The sequence below is a fragment of the Pseudomonas sp. ZY71 genome, assembly GCF_036542145.1.
In the GTDB taxonomy this organism is placed as follows: domain Bacteria; phylum Pseudomonadota; class Gammaproteobacteria; order Pseudomonadales; family Pseudomonadaceae; genus Aquipseudomonas; species Aquipseudomonas koreensis_A.
Genome location: NZ_CP144274.1, coordinates 4658133 through 4676190, shown reverse-complemented (window position 1 = coordinate 4676190; position 18058 = coordinate 4658133). Strand labels below are relative to the sequence as shown.

Annotated in this window: 19 protein-coding genes; 8 read left to right on the top strand and 11 right to left on the bottom strand. The window is 61.5% G+C overall.

Features of this window, described 5'->3' with window-relative positions:
• Positions 1–60: 60 nt before the first annotated feature.
• Positions 61–885 carry an alpha/beta fold hydrolase gene (locus tag VY732_RS20690; protein ID WP_331691636.1) on the top strand — a complete coding sequence of 275 codons (825 nt, stop codon included), beginning with the start codon at positions 61–63 and terminating at the stop codon, positions 883–885.
• Positions 886–979: 94 nt separating this feature from the next.
• Here the strand turns inward: VY732_RS20690 and dsbG are convergent, their stop codons facing one another.
• From dsbG to dsbD, 3 genes are read right to left on the bottom strand one after another with little or no spacing between them, the layout of a single operon-like run.
• Complete coding sequence (dsbG, locus tag VY732_RS20685; RefSeq protein ID WP_331691635.1) at positions 980–1750, bottom strand: thiol:disulfide interchange protein DsbG; 771 nt, start codon at positions 1748–1750, stop codon at positions 980–982.
• Complete coding sequence (locus VY732_RS20680; RefSeq protein WP_077573888.1) at positions 1726–2607, bottom strand: TlpA disulfide reductase family protein; 882 nt, start codon at positions 2605–2607, stop codon at positions 1726–1728. The genes dsbG and VY732_RS20680 overlap by 25 nt, the downstream gene beginning before the upstream one ends.
• Entirely contained in the window at positions 2607–4340 is a 1734-nt protein-coding gene (gene dsbD, locus VY732_RS20675) for a protein-disulfide reductase DsbD (protein WP_331691634.1), read from the bottom strand. Before dsbD ends, VY732_RS20680 begins: the two co-directional genes overlap by 1 nt.
• 153 nt (positions 4341–4493) lie before the next feature.
• On the opposite strand from dsbD, the gene VY732_RS20670 reads away from it, so the two are divergent.
• The 5 genes from VY732_RS20670 to VY732_RS20650 all read left to right on the top strand — a co-directional run bounded on the left by VY732_RS20670 (position 4494) and on the right by VY732_RS20650 (position 9059).
• Complete coding sequence (locus VY732_RS20670) at positions 4494–5174, top strand: response regulator (RefSeq protein ID WP_053122214.1); 681 nt, start codon at positions 4494–4496, stop codon at positions 5172–5174.
• Positions 5174–6496 (top strand): ATP-binding protein, encoded by a 1323-nt coding sequence (locus VY732_RS20665; RefSeq protein WP_137217735.1) that lies wholly within the window; start codon positions 5174–5176, stop codon positions 6494–6496. Before VY732_RS20670 ends, VY732_RS20665 begins: the two co-directional genes overlap by 1 nt.
• A gap of 215 nt (positions 6497–6711) precedes the next feature.
• On the top strand, positions 6712–7197 hold the full coding sequence (locus VY732_RS20660) for a GNAT family N-acetyltransferase (RefSeq protein WP_116030566.1): 486 nt from the start codon (positions 6712–6714) through the stop codon (positions 7195–7197).
• A gap of 141 nt (positions 7198–7338) precedes the next feature.
• Positions 7339–8751, top strand: coding sequence for an aspartate aminotransferase family protein (locus VY732_RS20655; RefSeq protein WP_331691633.1), 1413 nt, complete (start codon positions 7339–7341; stop codon positions 8749–8751).
• Between the two features lie 83 nt (positions 8752–8834).
• Entirely contained in the window at positions 8835–9059 is a 225-nt protein-coding gene (locus tag VY732_RS20650; protein ID WP_064391340.1) for an MbtH family protein, read from the top strand.
• A 178-nt stretch (positions 9060–9237) separates the two neighbouring features.
• On the opposite strand, the gene VY732_RS20645 is transcribed toward VY732_RS20650, so the two are convergent.
• From VY732_RS20645 to VY732_RS20610, 8 genes are read right to left on the bottom strand one after another with little or no spacing between them, the layout of a single operon-like run.
• Positions 9238–10143, bottom strand: a complete 906-nt coding sequence (locus VY732_RS20645) for a metal ABC transporter substrate-binding protein (protein ID WP_331691632.1) — start codon at positions 10141–10143, stop codon at positions 9238–9240.
• Positions 10144–11043, bottom strand: coding sequence for a metal ABC transporter permease (locus tag VY732_RS20640; RefSeq protein ID WP_007917717.1), 900 nt, complete (start codon positions 11041–11043; stop codon positions 10144–10146).
• Complete coding sequence (locus VY732_RS20635) at positions 11043–11888, bottom strand: metal ABC transporter ATP-binding protein (protein ID WP_331691631.1); 846 nt, start codon at positions 11886–11888, stop codon at positions 11043–11045. The genes VY732_RS20640 and VY732_RS20635 overlap by 1 nt, the downstream gene beginning before the upstream one ends.
• On the bottom strand, positions 11885–12814 hold the full coding sequence (locus VY732_RS20630; RefSeq protein WP_331691630.1) for a metal ABC transporter substrate-binding protein: 930 nt from the start codon (positions 12812–12814) through the stop codon (positions 11885–11887). The genes VY732_RS20635 and VY732_RS20630 overlap by 4 nt, the downstream gene beginning before the upstream one ends.
• Before the next feature lie 35 nt (positions 12815–12849).
• Positions 12850–13425: a DUF6162 family protein gene (locus VY732_RS20625; RefSeq protein ID WP_331691629.1), complete on the bottom strand. Its 576-nt coding sequence runs from the start codon at positions 13423–13425 to the stop codon at positions 12850–12852.
• Positions 13422–13763: a hypothetical protein gene (locus tag VY732_RS20620; RefSeq protein ID WP_116030572.1), complete on the bottom strand. Its 342-nt coding sequence runs from the start codon at positions 13761–13763 to the stop codon at positions 13422–13424. Before VY732_RS20620 ends, VY732_RS20625 begins: the two co-directional genes overlap by 4 nt.
• Positions 13760–14302 (bottom strand): thiamine pyrophosphate-binding protein, encoded by a 543-nt coding sequence (locus tag VY732_RS20615; RefSeq protein WP_077573878.1) that lies wholly within the window; start codon positions 14300–14302, stop codon positions 13760–13762. Before VY732_RS20615 ends, VY732_RS20620 begins: the two co-directional genes overlap by 4 nt.
• Positions 14299–15501 (bottom strand): PepSY-associated TM helix domain-containing protein, encoded by a 1203-nt coding sequence (locus VY732_RS20610; protein WP_123595355.1) that lies wholly within the window; start codon positions 15499–15501, stop codon positions 14299–14301. Before VY732_RS20610 ends, VY732_RS20615 begins: the two co-directional genes overlap by 4 nt.
• 404 nt (positions 15502–15905) lie before the next feature.
• On the opposite strand from VY732_RS20610, the gene leuC reads away from it, so the two are divergent.
• Both leuC and leuD read left to right on the top strand, forming a co-directional pair.
• Positions 15906–17324 carry a 3-isopropylmalate dehydratase large subunit gene (leuC, locus tag VY732_RS20605; protein ID WP_331691628.1) on the top strand — a complete coding sequence of 473 codons (1419 nt, stop codon included), beginning with the start codon at positions 15906–15908 and terminating at the stop codon, positions 17322–17324.
• Entirely contained in the window at positions 17321–17935 is a 615-nt protein-coding gene (leuD, locus tag VY732_RS20600; RefSeq protein ID WP_331691627.1) for a 3-isopropylmalate dehydratase small subunit, read from the top strand. The genes leuC and leuD overlap by 4 nt, the downstream gene beginning before the upstream one ends.
• Positions 17936–18058: the final 123 nt, after the last annotated feature.

The following is an 18058-nucleotide window of genomic DNA, read 5'->3' as shown; positions in this document are numbered from 1 at the left end:
GACGACCAGCAACCGGCAGCTCAGTCTGCCGGTTCTCTTTTTTTGTCGCGGGGGTGGTCGATGCCTTTTTTCACGGTTGACGGACAAGCGCTGCATTACATTGATCAAGGCACAGGCCCGGCGGTGTTGCTGGCCGGCAGCTACTTGTGGGACCAGGCCATGTGGGCGCCGCAGATCGCCGCATTATCGCGGCACTATCGGGTGATTGCGCTGGATCTGTGGGGCCATGGCGAATCGGGCCAGTTGCCTGAAGGCACGACGTCCCTGAATGATATCGCCCGTCAGGCGCAGGCCTTGCTCGATCATCTGGATATCGACCGCGTCACCCTGATTGGCCTGTCGGTCGGCGGCATGTGGGGCGTACGTCTGGCGTTGTCGGCACCGCAACGGCTCAACGGTCTGGTGCTGATGGACACCTACGTCGGCGTCGAACCTGAACCCACCCGGCAATACTACTTCTCGCTGTTCAAGCAGATAGAAGACACCGGCGAGATTTCCGAACAACTGCTCGATATCGTCGTACCGATCTTCTTCCGTCCGGGCATCGATCCGCAATCGGCGCTGTATCAGGATTTCCGCGCGAAACTGGCGGCGTACTCCCCGGATCGGCTACGCGAAAGCATCGTGCCAATGGGGCGTATCACTTTTGGTCGTGATGATTTGTTGCTACGGCTGAGCGAACTGAATGCCGCGACCACGCTGGTCATGTGCGGCGATCAGGACAAGCCGCGACCACCGTCGGAAGCACAGGAAATGGCGGAGTTGATCGGTTGCCCGTGGGTGTTGGTGCCGGAGGCGGGGCATATCTCCAATCTGGAGAATCCGCAGTTTGTCACCGAGGTGTTGTTTACCTTCCTCAGCGAGCGCAATCGACACACCGAGTAATCTTCAATCGCGAGCAGGCTCACTCCTACAGGAGAATGCATTCCAAATGTAGGAGTGAGCCTGCTCGCGATAGGGCCAGCCCAAGCGCCGAAAATTATTTAGGCCCGAGAATCTTCGCCAACTTGTCCGGCGAAGGCGCACCTTGCTGCTGTTGCAACTCGCCCTTGTCATCCATGTAGAAAATCGCCGGCGTCGCCTGCAAATCCAGGTCTTCCATCAACTGCATGTTCGCCGCCAGTTTGCTCTGCACGGCCACCGGAATCTCTTTCAAGGCTTTGAGCGAGCTGCCCTTGCCAGCCTTTTCATGATCTTCCAGGGCCTTGGCCGGATCCTTCGCAGCGAGCAACGCCGCCGATTTGCCCGGGCTGTCTTCACGAATGATGCCGACCATGATGTGCCGCAGTTGCACCTTGCCGGATTTCACCCACGGCCGCGCCTGTTCCCAGAACATGTTGCAGTAAGGGCAGTTCGGATCGCTGAACAGGTACACGGTGCGCGGTGCGTCTTTGTTGCCGTCCTGAATCCAGTCGCTCGCTTCGAACTTGGCCCAGACTTCCTTGGCCATTGGCGCGTAGACCAGTTTTTGCAGGGGCTCGCTGCTCAGGTCCTTGCCGTCGGCGTCGTACAGATTACCGAGCAAAACGTGTTTGCCATCCGGGGTCAGGTACAGCGCCATGCCACGGTTCTGATACTGCGCCGCATAACCGCGCAGGCCATCGGGCGCATCGAACTGGCCGACGATTTTCGCGCCTTTGGCTTCGATCTGTTTGATCGCCGCAGGCAACTCTTCAGCAGCCTGCACCGACGGCAAGTGCAGCAGGGCAGTGCCCAGAGTCAGCGTCAGCAGGTGGCGGAGGCGGGGCATGGCAGTTTCCTTGCAGAGGTGGCCGGAGCAGTGGCCGGGTTCGAATTCGGGGTCGGGGTGTCAAAGTTTTCCAGGGCGCGCGCCAGGCTGGCGTTGGATAACTCGCCCAGGTGACTGCTCAGCAGCCGACCGTCGGGGCTATAGAACAGCGTAGTCGGCAATGCCATCGAACCGACGGCCTGACCCAGCCGACCACTGCGGTCGAACAGCACGTTATTGAGGCTCAGGCCCTGGGTTTCGAGAAACGTCGCCACGCTCTGCATGCTTTCGGCCTGATTGACGAACAGGAAGGTCAGGTCGGGGCGTTGTTGCTGAGCGCTTTCCAGCACCGGCATCTCGCGCCGGCACGGTGGACACCAGGTCGCCCACAGGTTGATCACCAGCGGGCCGCCCTGATAGTCGCTGAGCTGGATGGTTTCCCCGGCCGCGTTGCGCAGGGAGATGTCCGGCAGCCGGGTGCCTTGTTCATAGATGTTTAACGACAACGTCGCCAACAGCCAGAACGCCACACCGCTGGCCACGCCAAAACCCAACGGGCGACGCAGTCCTGGACGACGCCAGCCGCGATACAGCGCCGCCAGCAGCAACACAATCACACCCGGCCAGGCGAGGAAACCACCGTCACGCAAATCGATGATTTGCCACGGGTCATTGCGATAGTGCGACCAGTACAGCAGCACAAAGGCCACCCGCGCCGCGAGCATGCCCAGTAGAAACAGGCTGAACAATGCCGACTCGGGGTTATCGCCGCCGCGCTTGGCCACCCGCCAGCCGACAAAGGTCGCCAGCGCCAGGGCACTGATCAGCAGCAGGTGGTTAAGTGCGATGGCAAAGGTGCCGAGGGTTAACGTCAGCATTAATTGGCGTCCCGGGTGGTGGCCCAGCGTTGCAGAAACGTCTCGGAATCGACTTCGCCGGTGATGCGCTGGCTGCGGCGTTCTTCGCCATCCGTGCCGATCCAGACGAAGCTCGGTGGCCCCGGCACTTTGTAGCGGCTGAGCAGTTCACGGCTGGCGGCGTTGTCGGCAGTGACATCGAGGCGCAGCAGGCGTACGTCACTCAACGTTTGCATGACCTTGTCCTTGCCGAACACCTGCTTCTCCATGACTTTGCACGACACACACCAGTCGGCGTAGTAATCGAGCAGCACCCACTGACCCTGAGCCTTGGCGGCATCGAGTTCGCGTTGCAGCGCCGCCGGCTCCTTGATCGTGGTGAATGCGTCATGAGCCGATGGCAGCGCTGCGCTGGCGCGGCCGGCGCTGTAGACCTGCAACGGCTGATACGGATCATCGCTGCCGCCCGCCGCACCAATCACCAGCAAACTGCCCCACAGTCCGAGCAACAGCGAACTGGCGCCGAACAACTGGGCCACTCGGCCAAAACCTTCGGACTGTTTCCAGGCACAGAACGCTGCGATCAACAGCAATGCACCGCACAGGCCCAGCCACAACGAAGCATCGAGCACCGGACGCAACATCAACAGCGCCGTGGCGAGGAAGAGGAAACCGAATACGCCCTTGAGCAGGTTCATCCAGGCGCCGGGTTTGGGCAGGAAGCGATTGCCCACGGTCACCAGCAACAACAACGGCACACCGATGCCGATGCCCAGCGAGAACAGAATCAAGCCACCGTGCAGCGCATTGCCGCTCTGCGCGATGTACAGCAAGGCGCCTGCCAGCGGCGCGGTCATGCACGGGCCGACCAGCAGACCGGACAACGCTCCGAGCACCCCGGCGCCAATCAGACTGCCACCGCTGCGACTGCGCGAGGCGTGTTCAAGACGATCGCGCAGGGCCACCGGCAATTGCAGTTCAAAGAAACCGAACATCGGCAAGGCCAGCACCACGAAGATCGCGGCAAACGTGCCGAGCAGCCACGGATTCTGCAACCACGCCTGCAGGTTCGCGCCGAGTAGCGCAGCAATCACACCCATCGCCGCATAGACCAGCGCCATGCAGATCACATAACTGCCGGCCAGTGCGAAACCGCGACGCGGGGTGGCACCACTGCCGACCACCATGCCGGCCAGAATCGGCAGCATTGGTAATGTGCAAGGGGTGAAGGCCAGCAACAGCCCGAGGCCGAAAAACACCAGTAAGCTCCAGCCCAGCGCGCGTTGTTGCAGGCTGCTGGCCAAGGCCTGATCCGGCGCTTCAGCGCTTGCGGCCACTGCCGCTTTGCCGCCCAGGTCAATGACCCGGGTTTGCGGCGGATAGCACAGACCCGCATCGGCACAACCTTGGTAGCTGACCTTGATCTGGCCTGTGGCCGCTGCCGGGATTTTCACTTCCAGCCCTTGGCGATAGACCGGTTGTTCCCCGAAGAACTCGTCGCTGTGGGATTCGCCTTCAGGCAGCGCGGGCTGCTGCTGCGCGCTCAGTCCATCGAATTTCAAGCGTTTCTGATACAGGTAATAGCCGTCGGTGATTTGCCAGAACAGCTGGGTTTCACCGGATTCAAGACGTTCGGAGGTGAGCACGAACGCCTTGTCGACCGGCAGAAACTCCGGCTTGGTATCAAATGGATTGTTCCCGGCCTGGGCCAGACTGGAAATCAGCAGAGCAAACAAAAGAAAAAAATGACGCATGGAGGAGCCTTGTCCCTGTGCAAGTGAGGTGCACAATGGGCGGCGGCGATTAACCGATGATTAACCGCCACGCCCTTGTCGCTGTGACGTTCGGGGCATAATGTCAGCTTAATCGGCCAACTGCCTAATCGGCTTTTTTCTACGGGACTCACCATGCACGTACTGGTTTGCGAAGACGATGAGCTGATCGCCAGCGGCATCGTTGCCGGTCTCACGGCTCAGGGTTTGACCGTTGAGCACGTCAACACCGCGTCGAAAGCGCGGGCGATGCTCAAGGTCGCCGAATTCGACGTGATGGTGCTCGATCTCGGCCTGCCCGACGAAGATGGCCTCAAACTGCTGCAACAGTTGCGTCAGAGCGGCCTGGAGATTCCGGTGCTGATTCTGACCGCGCGCGACTCGGTGACCGACCGTGTCGACGGCTTGCAGGCCGGGGCTGACGATTACCTGCTCAAACCGTTCGATCTGCGTGAACTGTTCGCCCGTCTGCAAACCCTGTTGCGCCGGGTGGCCGGACGCAGCGTCAACCTGATCGAGCACGGCGCGCTGACGTACGACCCGAGCAGCCGCGAAACCATGCTGGCCGGGCAACCGGTGGACCTGTCGCGCCGCGAGCAATCGCTGTTGCAGGCGCTGCTGCACAATCGTGGGCGGGTGCTGTCCACCGAACAGTTGAAAGACAGTGTCTACGGCTTCAACGATGAACTGGAAAGCAACGCGCTGAACGTGCACATCCATCACCTGCGCAGCAAACTGGGTAAAGGCATCGTCGAAACCGTGCGCGGCCTGGGCTATCGCCTCGGGCCGGCTGACGGTGGAGATCAAGGCAAGTGATGAGCCTGCGACTGCGCCTGAGCCTGACCCTCGGCGCCGCGTTTGCGCTGATCTGGGCGCTGGCGGCGGCCTGGATGCTCAGTGACCTGCGCAATCAGATGATGTTCTCTCTCGACCAGCGTCTGGTGGCGTCGGCGCGCATGGTTGCCGGGCTGCTGGAACAGTTGCCGACACTGCCGAGCAAAGGCGAGGGCACGCATTTCAGTGCCGAACAATTGAATATCCCCGGCGGCATGGCCTGTCAGGTCAGTTCCTTGCGCGGGGAAATTCTCGCGCGCAGCCACAACAATCCCGAACAGGCGCTGGAAGCCGAGAAGATGGGCTTCCATGACCAGATGATCGACGGTGCGCCGTGGCGCAGTTTCACCCTCGCCCGGGGCGATGTGCGGATTACCACCGCCGACCGGCAGATCGAGCGCGAAGCCCTGAACATGTCGATCCTGTTGGCGGCGTCGGTGCCGGTGGGCGTTGCTTTGCTGGGTTGCCTATGCCTGTTGTGGCTGGGCATCGGCCAGGGGCTGGCGCCGCTCAACCGTCTGCGTGAAGCGTTGATGCGACGCAATGCCGATTCGCTCGAGCCGTTGCAGATCCAGACCTTTCCCAGCGAATTGAAGCCGCTGCTGGAAACGCAAAATCAGTTGTTTCAACGCATCGGCAAGACCATTGAGCGTGAGCGACGTCTGACCGGTGACGCGGCGCATGAACTGCGCAGCCCGCTGACGGCGATCAAGACTCACCTGCAAGTCGCGCGCATGACCGACGGCAGCGCCCGCGATCAGTCGCTGGCGCGGGCCGAGGAAGGCGCCGATCGTCTGCATCGAACCCTTGAGCAACTGCTGTTGCTGGCGCGGGTCGAGGGCAGTCTGTCGTTCGATGACGGTTCGCAATGCAGCGCCGAGCAAGTGGCACGCCTGGCGATTCAGGACGCCACCGGTGGCGAGCGCCTGCGCATCAAACTGCAACTGCCGACCGAGCTTTGCGCTGCGCCGCTGCAAATGCCGGCCGTGCTGTCGATTGCGGCGCTGCGCAATCTGCTCGACAACGCCCTGCGCCATACGCCAGAAGACTGCGCGGTTGAGCTGAGCCTGGAAACCATTGGCAACCGCGTGCGGTTTGTCGTGCGCGACCATGGCCCGGGGATTGCGCCGGATGACCTGCAACACCTGACCCAACGTTTCTGGCGCAACGGCCAGAGCACCGGTTGCGGCCTCGGCCTGGCGATTGTTCAGGCGATCGTTCAGCGCTGCGACTGCGCGCTGCATTTCGACAGCCGCCCGGATGGCCTGCGCGTCGAACTGACCATGCCGTTGCAACCGGTCTGATTCCACCGCAAATCCCCTGTGGGAGCGAGCCTGCTCGCGAAGACGGCGGCACACTCAACATCAGTGTGGCTGCCAAATCGCTTTCGCGAGCAGGCTCGCTCCCACACGGAAAGGTGTTGTGGCACATCAAATGTAACCTCTCGGCGTTCGCTATCCGGCTGAAGTGGGGGTAAGTTCGACGCAGCTTTGACTCAATGGATTGAGGGAACTGCGCCATGGAAGCAACCATCTGTATTCGTCCGGCCACACTGGCCGACGCCGGTATCATCAGCCGCATCATCGAACGTTCGATCCGCATCGGATGTGCGCTCGATCACCGTAACGATCCATCACTCGTCAGCCAATGGATCAGCCTGCAATCCGCCGATTTCATCAGCGCTCGACTGGCCGATCCGCACTTCTATCTCTGCATCGCGTTGTTGGCGAACAAACCGGCCGGTGTCGGCATGGCGCAGGCCAGCGGCGGCATTTTGCTGTGTTACGTCCAGCCAGAGTCATTTCGCCGGGGCGTGGGGCGGGCGCTGATGTTGGATCTGGAAGGCTGGTTACGGGTTCGCGGTGTTTCTCACGCTGATCTCAACAGCACGCGCACCGGCCAGGCATTTTATCGGCGTCTGGGCTATCGCGAATCAGCGCCGCCCCTCGAATACCAAGGCTTGCAGACCCTGCCCATGCACAAGCCGATGGCAGCGCCGGGCTGACAACTCGATCACGGGCTAAATCCTCAGGCCCCTTAAGCGTTTCCAGAACAGGAAAACCTGCAAGTGCGCCCCGCGATCGGAATGCGCACTGTCCGGTGTGCTGTTTTGGTCACTATCCATAGCCAATTGAGGGGTCGAGAGATGTCAGTCGCCACCAGCCTTATCGAAGAGTCGTCGGCCCGGGTTGCCTCGGCGCCGGCCGAAACGCTGTACCAGTTCAACGAATCGCCATTGCTGGCCCGTCAGGCCCGCCAGGAATCCAATGCGCGCAGCTATCCACGACGTATTCCATTGGCTCTGAAGCGCGCCAAAGGCCTGTATGTCGAAGACGTTGAAGGGCGCACGTTCATCGACTGTCTGGCCGGTGCCGGCACACTGGCGCTGGGGCATAACCATCCGGTGGTGATCGAAGCGATCCAGCAGGTGCTGGCCGATGAATTGCCGCTGCACACCCTCGACCTGACCACACCGGTCAAGGATCAGTTTGTCCAGGATCTGTTCGGTCTGCTGCCATCGGCCCTCGCGGCTGAGGCGAAAATCCAGTTCTGCGGCCCGACCGGTACCGATGCCGTGGAAGCGGCGCTGAAGCTGGTGCGCACGGCGACCGGGCGCAGCACCGTGCTGTCGTTTTCCGGCGGTTATCACGGCATGAGCCAGGGCGCGCTGAGTCTGATGGGCAGCCTGGGGCCGAAAAAGCCGTTGGGCGCCTTGCTCAGTAATGGCGTGCAGTTCATGCCGTTCCCGTATGACTACCGCTGCCCGTTCGGCCTCGGTGGCGCAGCTGGCGTGAAGGCTAACCTGAGTTACCTGGAAAACCTGCTCAACGATCCCGAGGCTGGCGTGCAATTGCCCGCTGCAGTCATCGTCGAAGCGGTGCAGGGCGAAGGCGGCGTGATTCCGGCGGACATCGAGTGGCTGCGCGGCTTGCGTCGGATCACCGAGAAGGCCGGTGTGGCGCTGATCGTCGACGAGATCCAGAGCGGTTTTGCCCGCACCGGCAAGATGTTTGCCTTCGAACACGCTGGCATCACCCCGGATGTGGTGGTGTTGTCCAAAGCCATTGGCGGCAGCCTGCCGTTGGCTGTGGTGGTCTACCGCGACTGGCTCGACACCTGGCAGCCGGGCGCGCACGCCGGCACCTTCCGTGGCAATCAGATGGCGATGGCGGCAGGTTCTGCGGTGATGCGTTATCTGGTTGAGCACAAGGTCTGCGAACACGCTGCTGCCATGGGCGAACGCCTCAGTGAGCACCTGCGCATCCTGCAGCGCGACTTCCCGCAACTGGGTGATATTCGTGGTCGTGGCCTGATGCTCGGGGTAGAGCTGGTCGAGCCGAACGGCACGCCGGATGCGCTCGGCCATCCGCCGGCGTTTGCGCGACTGGCGCCGCTGGTCCAGCGCGAATGCCTCAAGCGTGGGCTGATTCTGGAGCTGGGCGGTCGCCATGGCGCGGTGGTGCGTTTCCTGCCGCCGCTGGTGATTACCGCTGCCGAAATCGACCGTGTTGCGGAAATCTTTGGTCGCGCTTTGGCCGCCGCTACCGCGTCGCTGTAAATTTTTCGCCGCGCCGAACGTTCTTTCTACATACCCGGTTGCACCCTTCGTGCAGCCCACCCTTACAACGATGGAGAACCAGCATGACGTCAGTATTCGACCGCGAGGACATCCTCTTTCAGGTCGTGGTCAACCACGAAGAGCAATACTCGATCTGGCCGGATTACAAAGCCGTGCCGGAAGGCTGGCGCACTGTGGGCAAGAGCGGCCTGAAAAAGGAATGCCTGGCCTACATTGAAGAAACCTGGACTGACATGCGTCCGCTGAGCCTGCGCCAGAAGATGGAAGGGCAGGCTGCCGCGCAATAAGCGGCCGGGCAAAAGAAAACCCGCTGGACTGGTGACAGTCAGCGGGTTTTTTCTTGCCTTGGATTTGTGTAGTCCGGGCTGGCCTCATCGCGAGCAGGCTCACTCCTACATTTGGAATGCGCTCCCCCTGTAGGAGTGAGCCTGCTCGCGATGAACGATAACGCGGTTTCAGCTGAAATTAAGCCCCGCTCAAACCCTTGAGCAGCAAATCCACATTGCCTTCCAGCTCCGCCACCGGATCCGCCGCATCGGTGCTCAACACCACCAGACGACTACCCGATTCGGCAATCGCCGCTTTCACCGGCTCCGACGGCTGCCGATGATGCAGCACCACCGCGACATCATTGTCCTTTAGCGTTGCCGTCAGTTTTTTCAGATCCTCAGGCGTCCACTCGGTATCAGGGCGTGGATCCTCGCCGATCAGCTCCAGATTCAAGCTGCCGATCAAATAACCGAAGTGATCGCTCAGGCTCAACACACTCAGATTGTCGGCGTTGGCCAGACGCGCTTCGCTATCGGCGCTGAGCTTCAACAGACGCTGCTTCAACGTCGCCAGATTCGCCTCGATCGCAGGCTTGGCGCTCGGTGCCAGGCGCACCAGATCCGCCGCCATCACATCCGCCATGCGCCCCATGTTGTTGCTCGCCAGCCACGGTTGACTGTTCAGGCCATCGACCTTCAGATCCGGTTGCACGGCAATGCCCGGCAGGGCGCCGTCGATCGGGCGCGCCGCATCAACTTCAACGATGCGGATATTGCTGCGGCGGGCGATCGGGTACAACTGGTCATCTGGCCACAGCGAGCGCACGCCAATGACGGCATCGGCACCGGTTGCCAGTTTGCTCAGGGCCGGAGCGCCACGCCCCGTAAAGTAGGCACTCTGACGGCTGCCCGGCAGGTTCGCTGGCGCCGCGCGTTCGAGATTGACATCAGTGCCCTTGAGCAGCGCTTCTGCCAAGCCAAAGGTGATGGGCAGCGAGGCCAGTACCTGCAGCGGTTTAGCTTTTTCGGCGGCCATCAACGGCGAGCAGACCACACCGCACAGGGTCATGGCCAAGGTCAGTTTTCGCAGTGAAAAAGTCATTTATCCAAGATTCCCTTTCAAACTCGGGACAACCCCGCGCGCAATGGCGGCGAGGGCGAAGGCTATGCCGGCGACCAGAATGATCGCGGCGCCGGATGGAATCGGCAGGTCGAACACGATCGGCGCCAGGATCCCGCACAACGTGCTGACCGTGGCGATCAGCACCGAGCACCAGAAGAAGCCCTTGAGCGACTGGCTGAGCAAACGCGCCGCTGCCGCTGGAATCACCAGCAGTGCGCCAACCAGAATCGCACCGATGACTTTCACCGCCGCCACGGTGATCAGCGTCACCAGAATCACGAACAGATAATCCAGGGTTTTCACCGCCACCCCGCGCACGGCCGCCAGTTGCGGGTTGAAACTGGCGAGCATGATGCGGTTGTACAACGGCAGTGCCAGAGCCATGACCAGCGAGCCGACGATGGCCAGCACTGCCAGATCGTTGCCGTTGACCGTCAGCACTGAGCCGAACAGTACGTTTTCGAGAATGTGCACGTTGATCTTGCCCGCCAGAATCAACAGCAGACTCGCGCCGAGTGCCAGCGACACCGACAGAAACACGCCGATCAAGGTGTCCGGTGCCAGGCCGGTACGGTTGCGTAGGTAATTGAGCAGGATGCCGAACAGCAGGCAGTACCCGAACAGGCTGCCATAGGGCCCGGTGTAGGGTTCGCCGAGCAGGATGCCGATGGCCACGCCGGTCAGCGCCGCGTGGCCTACCGCTTCGGAGAAAAACGCGAAGCGCTTGACCACCACCAGCGTGCCGAGGCCGCCGAGCACCGGGCCGATCAACAGGCCAGCGAGCAAAGCATTTACGACAAAACCGTAGGCCAGTGCTTCCGGCAGATAACCGGACGAGGCCCAGCCTTGCACCATCAAACGAAAGGCTTCGTAACTCATCAGACAGCGCTCCGTGGATGGGTGGAAAACAGCGTTAGCAGGCGTTCCGGGGTCAGCGCCTGTTGTGGCGTGGCGTCGAACAGCACACGACGGTTCAGGCCGGTGACCCGATCGGCCAGACGCCCGACCGCTTCCAGATCGTGCTCGATCCACAGCACGGTGATGCCCGCCGCGCGCCAGTCATTGAGCAGGCGCTCGAACACCTGAATCCCGGCTTCATCAAGGGCGGACATCGGTTCATCCAGCACCAGCAATTGCGGCGCCGGAATCAAGCCTTGTGCGAGCAGCACCCGCTGCCGTTCCCCGCCGGACAGCGCACCCATGCGCCGCTTGCGTTTGTCCTGCATGCCGACGCGTTCCAGCGCATCGCCAATGGCGCCGGCGTAACGCTTGCTCAAACCGAGAAACGCCGGGCGACGTTGACACATGGCGGCCATGAAATCGTCGACGGTCAAAGGCAAACCGCGATCGAACTCCAGCGCCTGTGGCACATAACCGATGGTCCCGGGTTCGCCGGGCCATTGCAGGCTGAGCTGGCCCTGATGCGGCATTTGCCCGAGCAGGGTTTTGATCAGCGAACTCTTGCCGCCACCGTTGGGGCCTACCAGCGCATGCACGCTGCCGGGCTGCACCTGGAAGGTGACCTTGTCCAGAATCGTCGTGCGCCCCAGCGTCAGACAAACCTGCGCAAAATCCAAAGTCGGCCCCGAAACCTGTGGGAGCGAGCTTGCTCGCGAATGCGGTGTGTCATTCGATAAAGATGTTGGCTGACCTGGCGCCTTCGCGAGCAAGCTCGCTCCCACAGGGGATTCGAGTTCGTTCGAAATCGTTTCTTTGGAAGTCATGCGCCCGACTCCTGAATCGCCCGCACCACGGTGTTGAGGTTGCCGGTCATTTCCTTTTCGTACTTGTCGGCGGTGTATTCGCCGTAGGAAATGTGCGACAGCGGATACAGTTTCACGCCGGACTCACGCTGAATCGTTTCGACATAAGTGGAGGGGAAATCCATCTCCGAGAAGATCACCTTCACGTCCAGTTCACGCAACTGGTCGATGGTCTTCTTCAATTGGCTTGGGCTCGGCTCGATGCCGTGGGCCGGTTCGACCACGGCGGTCACTTCCAGGCCGAACTCACGCAGCAAATAGTCATAAGCGGCGTGCACCGTGGCCACGCGCAGTTCTGCGTTCGGCGCTTGCGTCAGTTTGGCCAGCGCGTCGGCGCGCATCTGCCGCAGGCGTTTGCCGTAGGCGCGGGCGTTCTGGGTGTAGGTCTTGGCGTTGTCCGGATCGAGTTTGCCCAGTTCGCGCGCGATGTTGTTGACCTGGGCGATGGAGGCGCTGATCGACAGGAATGTGTGCGGATTCACCACTTTGCCGGCGCCGCGTGCGGCAACCCCGGTGGCGGCCAGCAGCGGCACGTTTTCGTTGGCTTCGATGGTTTTGATGTTCGGCGTTTCGCTGGCGGCGATCATGCGGTCGGCAAAGTCGTCATGGCCGACACCGTTGAGCACGATCACGTCCAGCCCGCTGATGCGTTTGATGTCCTCGGCCCGCGGTTCGTAGGCATGCGGATTGAAGCCAGCGGGAATCAGCGGAACCACCTCGGCCTTGTCGCCGACAATGTTCGCCACATAGCTGTAATACGGGTGCAGGGTGATGCCGATGCGCAGGCGTTTGGCCTGATCGGCGGCGGCCAGTGGGCTCAGCAGGCAGGCGCAGAGGCCGAGCAGAAACAGACGCAACAATGGACGGCGAGACGATGAATTAGACATGGGCAAACGGTCTTCTCTCGGATGAGGGCGAGGAATCAATGGCGATGTTCGCGGGTAACCCCGGCATCGTATTGCGCGACAATCTGTTTCCAGCCAGAGGCGGACAGGGCGGCTTCAGTCAGTTCGGTCGGCGCTATCGGATTGGCGTCGCGGTTGAGCCAGATATCGGGCGCAGCCTTGTCGTCGGCGCTCAGCAACATCACGAACGAACCGGCAACCGCCGTGTTCTGGCTATGACCGAAATAGGCGCTGCCCGCCAGCATCTGCCAGGCATGACCGCCACGGCTGACCGAACTCGCATCCTGGGCAAACGGCGCAAAGCCTTCGTCGGCCAGATATTGCGGTGTCGGCAGGGTTCGCTGTTCTTCGCGCAGCAAGCGGATTTCGTCGAGGGTCACCCGCAGGTCGGCGTAGATGCCTTGTTCCGAAGCGCTGAGGTCGCGGCGCGCGTCGAGTTGATTTGTCGCCACCGGCTCCGGTTCATGGGAAACCCCGCGCCAGGCGACGACCGAGCCGGCGACCGCCAGGATCAACAGGCACAACAGCAGCACATTGAGGGTTTCATGACCGGCACCGGCCGGGCGCACGATTTGGCTGGTTGGCGTGCTCATGGGGCTTCGATATCCGCTTGGTCGATTTCCACCACGTGGCCCGGACCTGCGTCGAACAGTACGTAGAATTCGGCGCCGGGTTTCTTGAAGGTCAGGGTCGAATCGCTGCCGAGTTTGCCCGGCACCAGAACGGTTTCGTCATAGCCGATCACATCGAGGGTCACCCCCGGTGCACCGCTGCCGTCGGAGAATCCACCCGTGCATTTGATCTGCTCGGCGTCGATGGCTTTGCATTCACACATCGGGTTGTGTGCCAGCGCACCGGCACTGAAGCCGGCGCACAGCACCAGCAGCGCGGTATTCAACCGCAGGCGGGAAAGGCGTTGCGAGCAAGTCATGGTTTGGCTCCTTGTTTGTTCAACCAGGCAATGGTGGCGGGGGAGGCCTGACTCAGAGGGATCGAAGCCTGATGCATGCTGCCGTCCCAGCCTTCCATGGTGATCCACAGTTCGGCGTCGGCTTTGGTTTTTTCCGGAACCGGCAGTTGGCTGCCCATGCGATACGGTGTACCGAAGAAAATCACCCCGGCGGCACGCAGGCTGCGCGGTTTGCCGATGCGCAGATAAGTGGCCTTGACCTGTTCAACGCAGGCATCGCACAGCGCTGCGTTGAAGTCCTTCATGTAGCCGGCTGGACCGCTCAGATGCGGGGCTTCGTTGCGCAGTTCGGCCAGACGCAAACTCCAGGGGCCGACCTGAACGTCACCTATTTCGCGCTCGCCCAGGCCGCTGTCGCCGCGAAACAGCGACACGTCGGCGAAGTACTTGGGCATGAATCCCAACGGGATCAGCAACAGCAGCGCATTGATGTGGAAGCGCCATTTGTGCCAGAAACGGCTCAGGCGCGACGGTGGGGTGGCGGTGCTGGACTGGCTCACAGGTTAGCCTCCGAGGTTTCACGGGCGAAGGCCGGTTGTGCCGGGGCGCTGCGGGCCTTCTTGCTTTCGCGCTTGAGCGCGTTGGCGGTGGCCAGAGCGGTGCGTTTGGTCCAGATCAGCAGACCGCTGAGCACCATCATGCTCAACAGCAAGCCGAAGAAGAACCAGATCAGCTTGATCCACAGTCCACCGAAATCACCGGTGTGCAGCGGCCGCATGGATTCGGTGACAAATTCCAGGGAAGAGCGGTCGGTGATCAGTCGCGAGGCGGCCATGTCACCGTTGAACGGATTCAGCGTGGCTGTCTGGAACATCAGCGGATACCAGCCGCGACCGCCGACGCTCATGTGGCTGTAGGCATTGCCGGGCATGCTGATGAAGCTGACTTCGAGGCCGGGGATTTTCTGTTCGGCGATCTCCACCGCACGATCCAGGCTGATCCGTGGCGGCGGCGAAGCATCAGCCGAGATTGGCACGCTTTCACGCGCCATGGCCGGAATAATGGGCTCGGTCGAAATCGACACCTGGTTGTCGAACAGGAAAGCCTGAATCAGGAACCAGGTACCGGTTATCGAAATCACCGCGATAAACCAGATCGACCAGATCCCGCTGAGGCGGTGGAAGTCGCCCCAGAAAATCCGTGCGCCGTGGCGAATGCGCAAGGTCGGGCGCAGAAAGCCTTTCCAGAAACGCTTGTACACCACAAGGCCGGTTACCAGCGAGGCGAGCATCGGCAAACCGAGGAACGACACCAGATACCAGCCCCAGCTGTAACCGTTGGTAAAGGGCACCAGCCACCAGCCATGCAGGGCGCGGGTAAAAGCCTGGAAGTTGAAGTCGGGTGCGCTGCCTTGTATCACGCCGGTGTACGGGTTGACGTAAACGGTCTGCGAGCGTCCGTCCGGATAACTGACGCTGACGTCGAGGGCGAAGTGTGATTCGTCCGGTCGGCTGATGCTTTCTACCAGTGTTTGCGGTTCGGCTTTTTTGATGGCGGCCAGCACCTGCTCAAAGCTGAGCAGCGGTGCATCGTCGGCGGGCTGACTGGCGCGCATCTGCGGGTTGGCCAGCCAGACGATTTCCTGGCTGACCACCGCCAGAGTGCCCGTGACACAGACGATCAGCACAAAGAACCAGATCGGTAACGCCAGCCAGCTATGAACGAGGAACCACAGTTTGGAGCGGGATTTCTTCGACATGATTGTGCGTCTTGTTTTCGGTGAAAGGGCACGTGGCTACGGGCTTCGCAGCACAGCAGTCCCCGAAAGGCGCTCGTGGCTTTTGCCTACGCGAACGGCCTGCATCTATATAGGACGGATGAGTGGGGCAAATCCTGAAAGGTGATATGAAAGCAAATGTTTCCCAATTCCCCGGTCACCACGAATCCCCTTGTGGGAGCGAGCCTGCTCGCGAAAGCGCCGGGTCAGTCACTTCATCCGTTGCCTGATCCACCGCTTTCGCGAGCAGGCTCGCTCCCACAGGGTTTTGCTGCGTACAGGGGATCAAACACGATTCATGATTTACGCCATCACTCTCTGCCAATTGATGGCCGACCCACGCTCCCTATGATGGGAATCACCCGATTCCCTGAGTGAGCGCCTTGATGACCGCCAGAACCCTCTACGACAAACACATCGATTCGCACACGGTGTGCCGCCTCGACGATCAGGGCCATGTCCTGTTGTATATCGATCGTCAGGTGATCAACGAATACACCAGCCCGCAGGCCTTCAGCGGTTTGCGCGCGGCCGGGCGCGAGGTCTGGCGGCCGGGCACGGCGCTGGCGGTGGTCGACCACGTCAACCCGACCACGCCTGTGCGCATCGCGGCAATGCCTGATGCGGGTGGCGCGCGGCAAGTGTCGTATCTGGCGCAGAACTGCCGCGATTTCGGCATCGAGTTGCTGGACATCCTCGACAAACGTCAGGGCATCGAACACGTGATCGCTCCCGAGCAGGGTTTCATTCTGCCCGGCATGGTCATCGCCGCTGGCGACAGCCATACCACCACCTATGGCGCGCTTGGCGCCTTCGGTTTCGGCATCGGCACCTCCGAGATCGAACACCTGCTGGCCTCGCAGACCCTGGTCTACAAACGTCTGAAAAGCCTGCGCGTGACTGTCGACGGCGATCTGGCGCCGGGCCTGACCTCCAAAGACGTGATCATGGCCCTGATCGGCCGCATCGGTGCGTCCGGGGCCAGCGGTTACGCGATCGAGTTCTGCGGTTCGACCATCGACGCCCTCAGCGTTGAAGCGCGCATGACCATCTGCAACATGGCCGTCGAGGCCGGCGCGCGCGGGGCATTCATGGCGCCGGATGACAAGGTCTTCGCCTATCTCAAGGGCAAGCCGCGAGCGCCGCAAGGCGAGTTGTGGGAGCGGGGCGTGGAGAAGTGGCGCGAATTGCGCAGTGATCCGGGCGCGGTGTTTGACCGCGAGATTCATCTTGATGCCAGTGTGCTGGAACCGATGGTCACCTGGGGCACCAGCCCTGATCAGGCCGCCGCGATCGGTGCGCGAGTGCCGGACCCACAAGCGATCAGCGATCCGATCCTGCGTCAGGACATGCGCCGCGCCCTCAACTACATGGGCCTCGAAGCGGGCATGGCGCTCAGCGATATCGTCATCAGCCATGCCTTTATCGGTTCGTGCACCAATGCGCGAATCGAAGACCTGCGTGATGCCGCCAGCGTCGTGCGCGGGCAGCAAGTGGCAGAGCATGTGCGGGCGATGATCGTCCCCGGCTCCAGCGAAGTTCGCGCGCAGGCCGAGGCCGAAGGGCTGGCGCAGATCTTTATCGATGCCGGTTTCGAATGGCGACAGTCCGGCTGCTCGATGTGCCTGGCGATGAACGACGACGTCCTCGCACCCGGTGACCGTTGCGCATCCAGCACCAACCGCAACTTCGAAGGCCGTCAGGGCGCCGGCGCCCGTACTCATCTGATGAGCCCAGCGATGGTCGCCGCTGCTGCGATAAGCGGTCGACTCACCGATATTCGCCACTTTGGAGAGCGCCCATGAGCCTGCAACCCTTCACCCAGGTCAGCGGTCAGGCCGCGCCGTTATTGGCGGCCAATGTCGACACGGACGTGATCATGCCCAAGCAGTTCCTCAAAGGCATTGATCGTCAGGGACTCGATCGCGGCTTGTTTTTCGATTTGCGGTTTCTGCGCGATGGCAGCCCCAACCCCGATTTCGTTTTGAACCAACCCGCGTGGCAGGGCGCAAGTTTTCTGCTGGTCGGGCCGAATTTTGGCTGCGGTTCCAGCCGCGAACATGCGGTCTGGGGCTTGCAGCAAATGGGTATTCGCGCGTTGATCGGCAGCAGTTTCGCCGGGATCTTCTACGACAATTGCCAGCGTAACGGGGTGTTGTTGATTACGCTGGAAGACGCGCAGGTACAGCGCATCGGACAGCTTGTCGGTCAGGCTGAAACGGCGCGGATCAGTATTGATCTGGAGGCCCAACACATTGGCCTGGCGGATGGCACGGTGATCGATTTCCAGATCGATACTTTGCGTAAAACCGCGCTGCTGCTCGGCCTGGATGCCATCGGCAGCACCCTGCAACGTCGCGAACAGATCAAGGCTTTCGAGCGCCAACACCTGGCCAACAACCCGTGGCTCTCCTGACCCACCACTGATCCCCTGTAGGCCTTCGCCTGCTCGCGATAGCGGTGGATCAGTCAGAGTTGTCGTATCTGACACACCGCTATCGCGAGCAGGCGAAGGCCTACAAGGGGATTAGTGGTGTCT

Coding starts and splice junctions, on each gene's coding strand:
- VY732_RS20690 (WP_331691636.1), top strand. CDS start 61: ATGCCTTTTTTCACGGTTGACGGACAAGCGCTGCATTACATTGATCAA.
- dsbG (WP_331691635.1), bottom strand. CDS start 1,750: ATGCCCCGCCTCCGCCACCTGCTGACGCTGACTCTGGGCACTGCCCTG.
- VY732_RS20680 (WP_077573888.1), bottom strand. CDS start 2,607: ATGCTGACGTTAACCCTCGGCACCTTTGCCATCGCACTTAACCACCTG.
- dsbD (WP_331691634.1), bottom strand. CDS start 4,340: ATGCGTCATTTTTTTCTTTTGTTTGCTCTGCTGATTTCCAGTCTGGCC.
- VY732_RS20670 (WP_053122214.1), top strand. CDS start 4,494: ATGCACGTACTGGTTTGCGAAGACGATGAGCTGATCGCCAGCGGCATC.
- VY732_RS20665 (WP_137217735.1), top strand. CDS start 5,174: ATGAGCCTGCGACTGCGCCTGAGCCTGACCCTCGGCGCCGCGTTTGCG.
- VY732_RS20660 (WP_116030566.1), top strand. CDS start 6,712: ATGGAAGCAACCATCTGTATTCGTCCGGCCACACTGGCCGACGCCGGT.
- VY732_RS20655 (WP_331691633.1), top strand. CDS start 7,339: ATGTCAGTCGCCACCAGCCTTATCGAAGAGTCGTCGGCCCGGGTTGCC.
- VY732_RS20650 (WP_064391340.1), top strand. CDS start 8,835: ATGACGTCAGTATTCGACCGCGAGGACATCCTCTTTCAGGTCGTGGTC.
- VY732_RS20645 (WP_331691632.1), bottom strand. CDS start 10,143: ATGACTTTTTCACTGCGAAAACTGACCTTGGCCATGACCCTGTGCGGT.
- VY732_RS20640 (WP_007917717.1), bottom strand. CDS start 11,043: ATGAGTTACGAAGCCTTTCGTTTGATGGTGCAAGGCTGGGCCTCGTCC.
- VY732_RS20635 (WP_331691631.1), bottom strand. CDS start 11,888: ATGACTTCCAAAGAAACGATTTCGAACGAACTCGAATCCCCTGTGGGA.
- VY732_RS20630 (WP_331691630.1), bottom strand. CDS start 12,814: ATGTCTAATTCATCGTCTCGCCGTCCATTGTTGCGTCTGTTTCTGCTC.
- VY732_RS20625 (WP_331691629.1), bottom strand. CDS start 13,425: ATGAGCACGCCAACCAGCCAAATCGTGCGCCCGGCCGGTGCCGGTCAT.
- VY732_RS20620 (WP_116030572.1), bottom strand. CDS start 13,763: ATGACTTGCTCGCAACGCCTTTCCCGCCTGCGGTTGAATACCGCGCTG.
- VY732_RS20610 (WP_123595355.1), bottom strand. CDS start 15,501: ATGTCGAAGAAATCCCGCTCCAAACTGTGGTTCCTCGTTCATAGCTGG.
- leuC (WP_331691628.1), top strand. CDS start 15,906: ATGACCGCCAGAACCCTCTACGACAAACACATCGATTCGCACACGGTG.
- leuD (WP_331691627.1), top strand. CDS start 17,321: ATGAGCCTGCAACCCTTCACCCAGGTCAGCGGTCAGGCCGCGCCGTTA.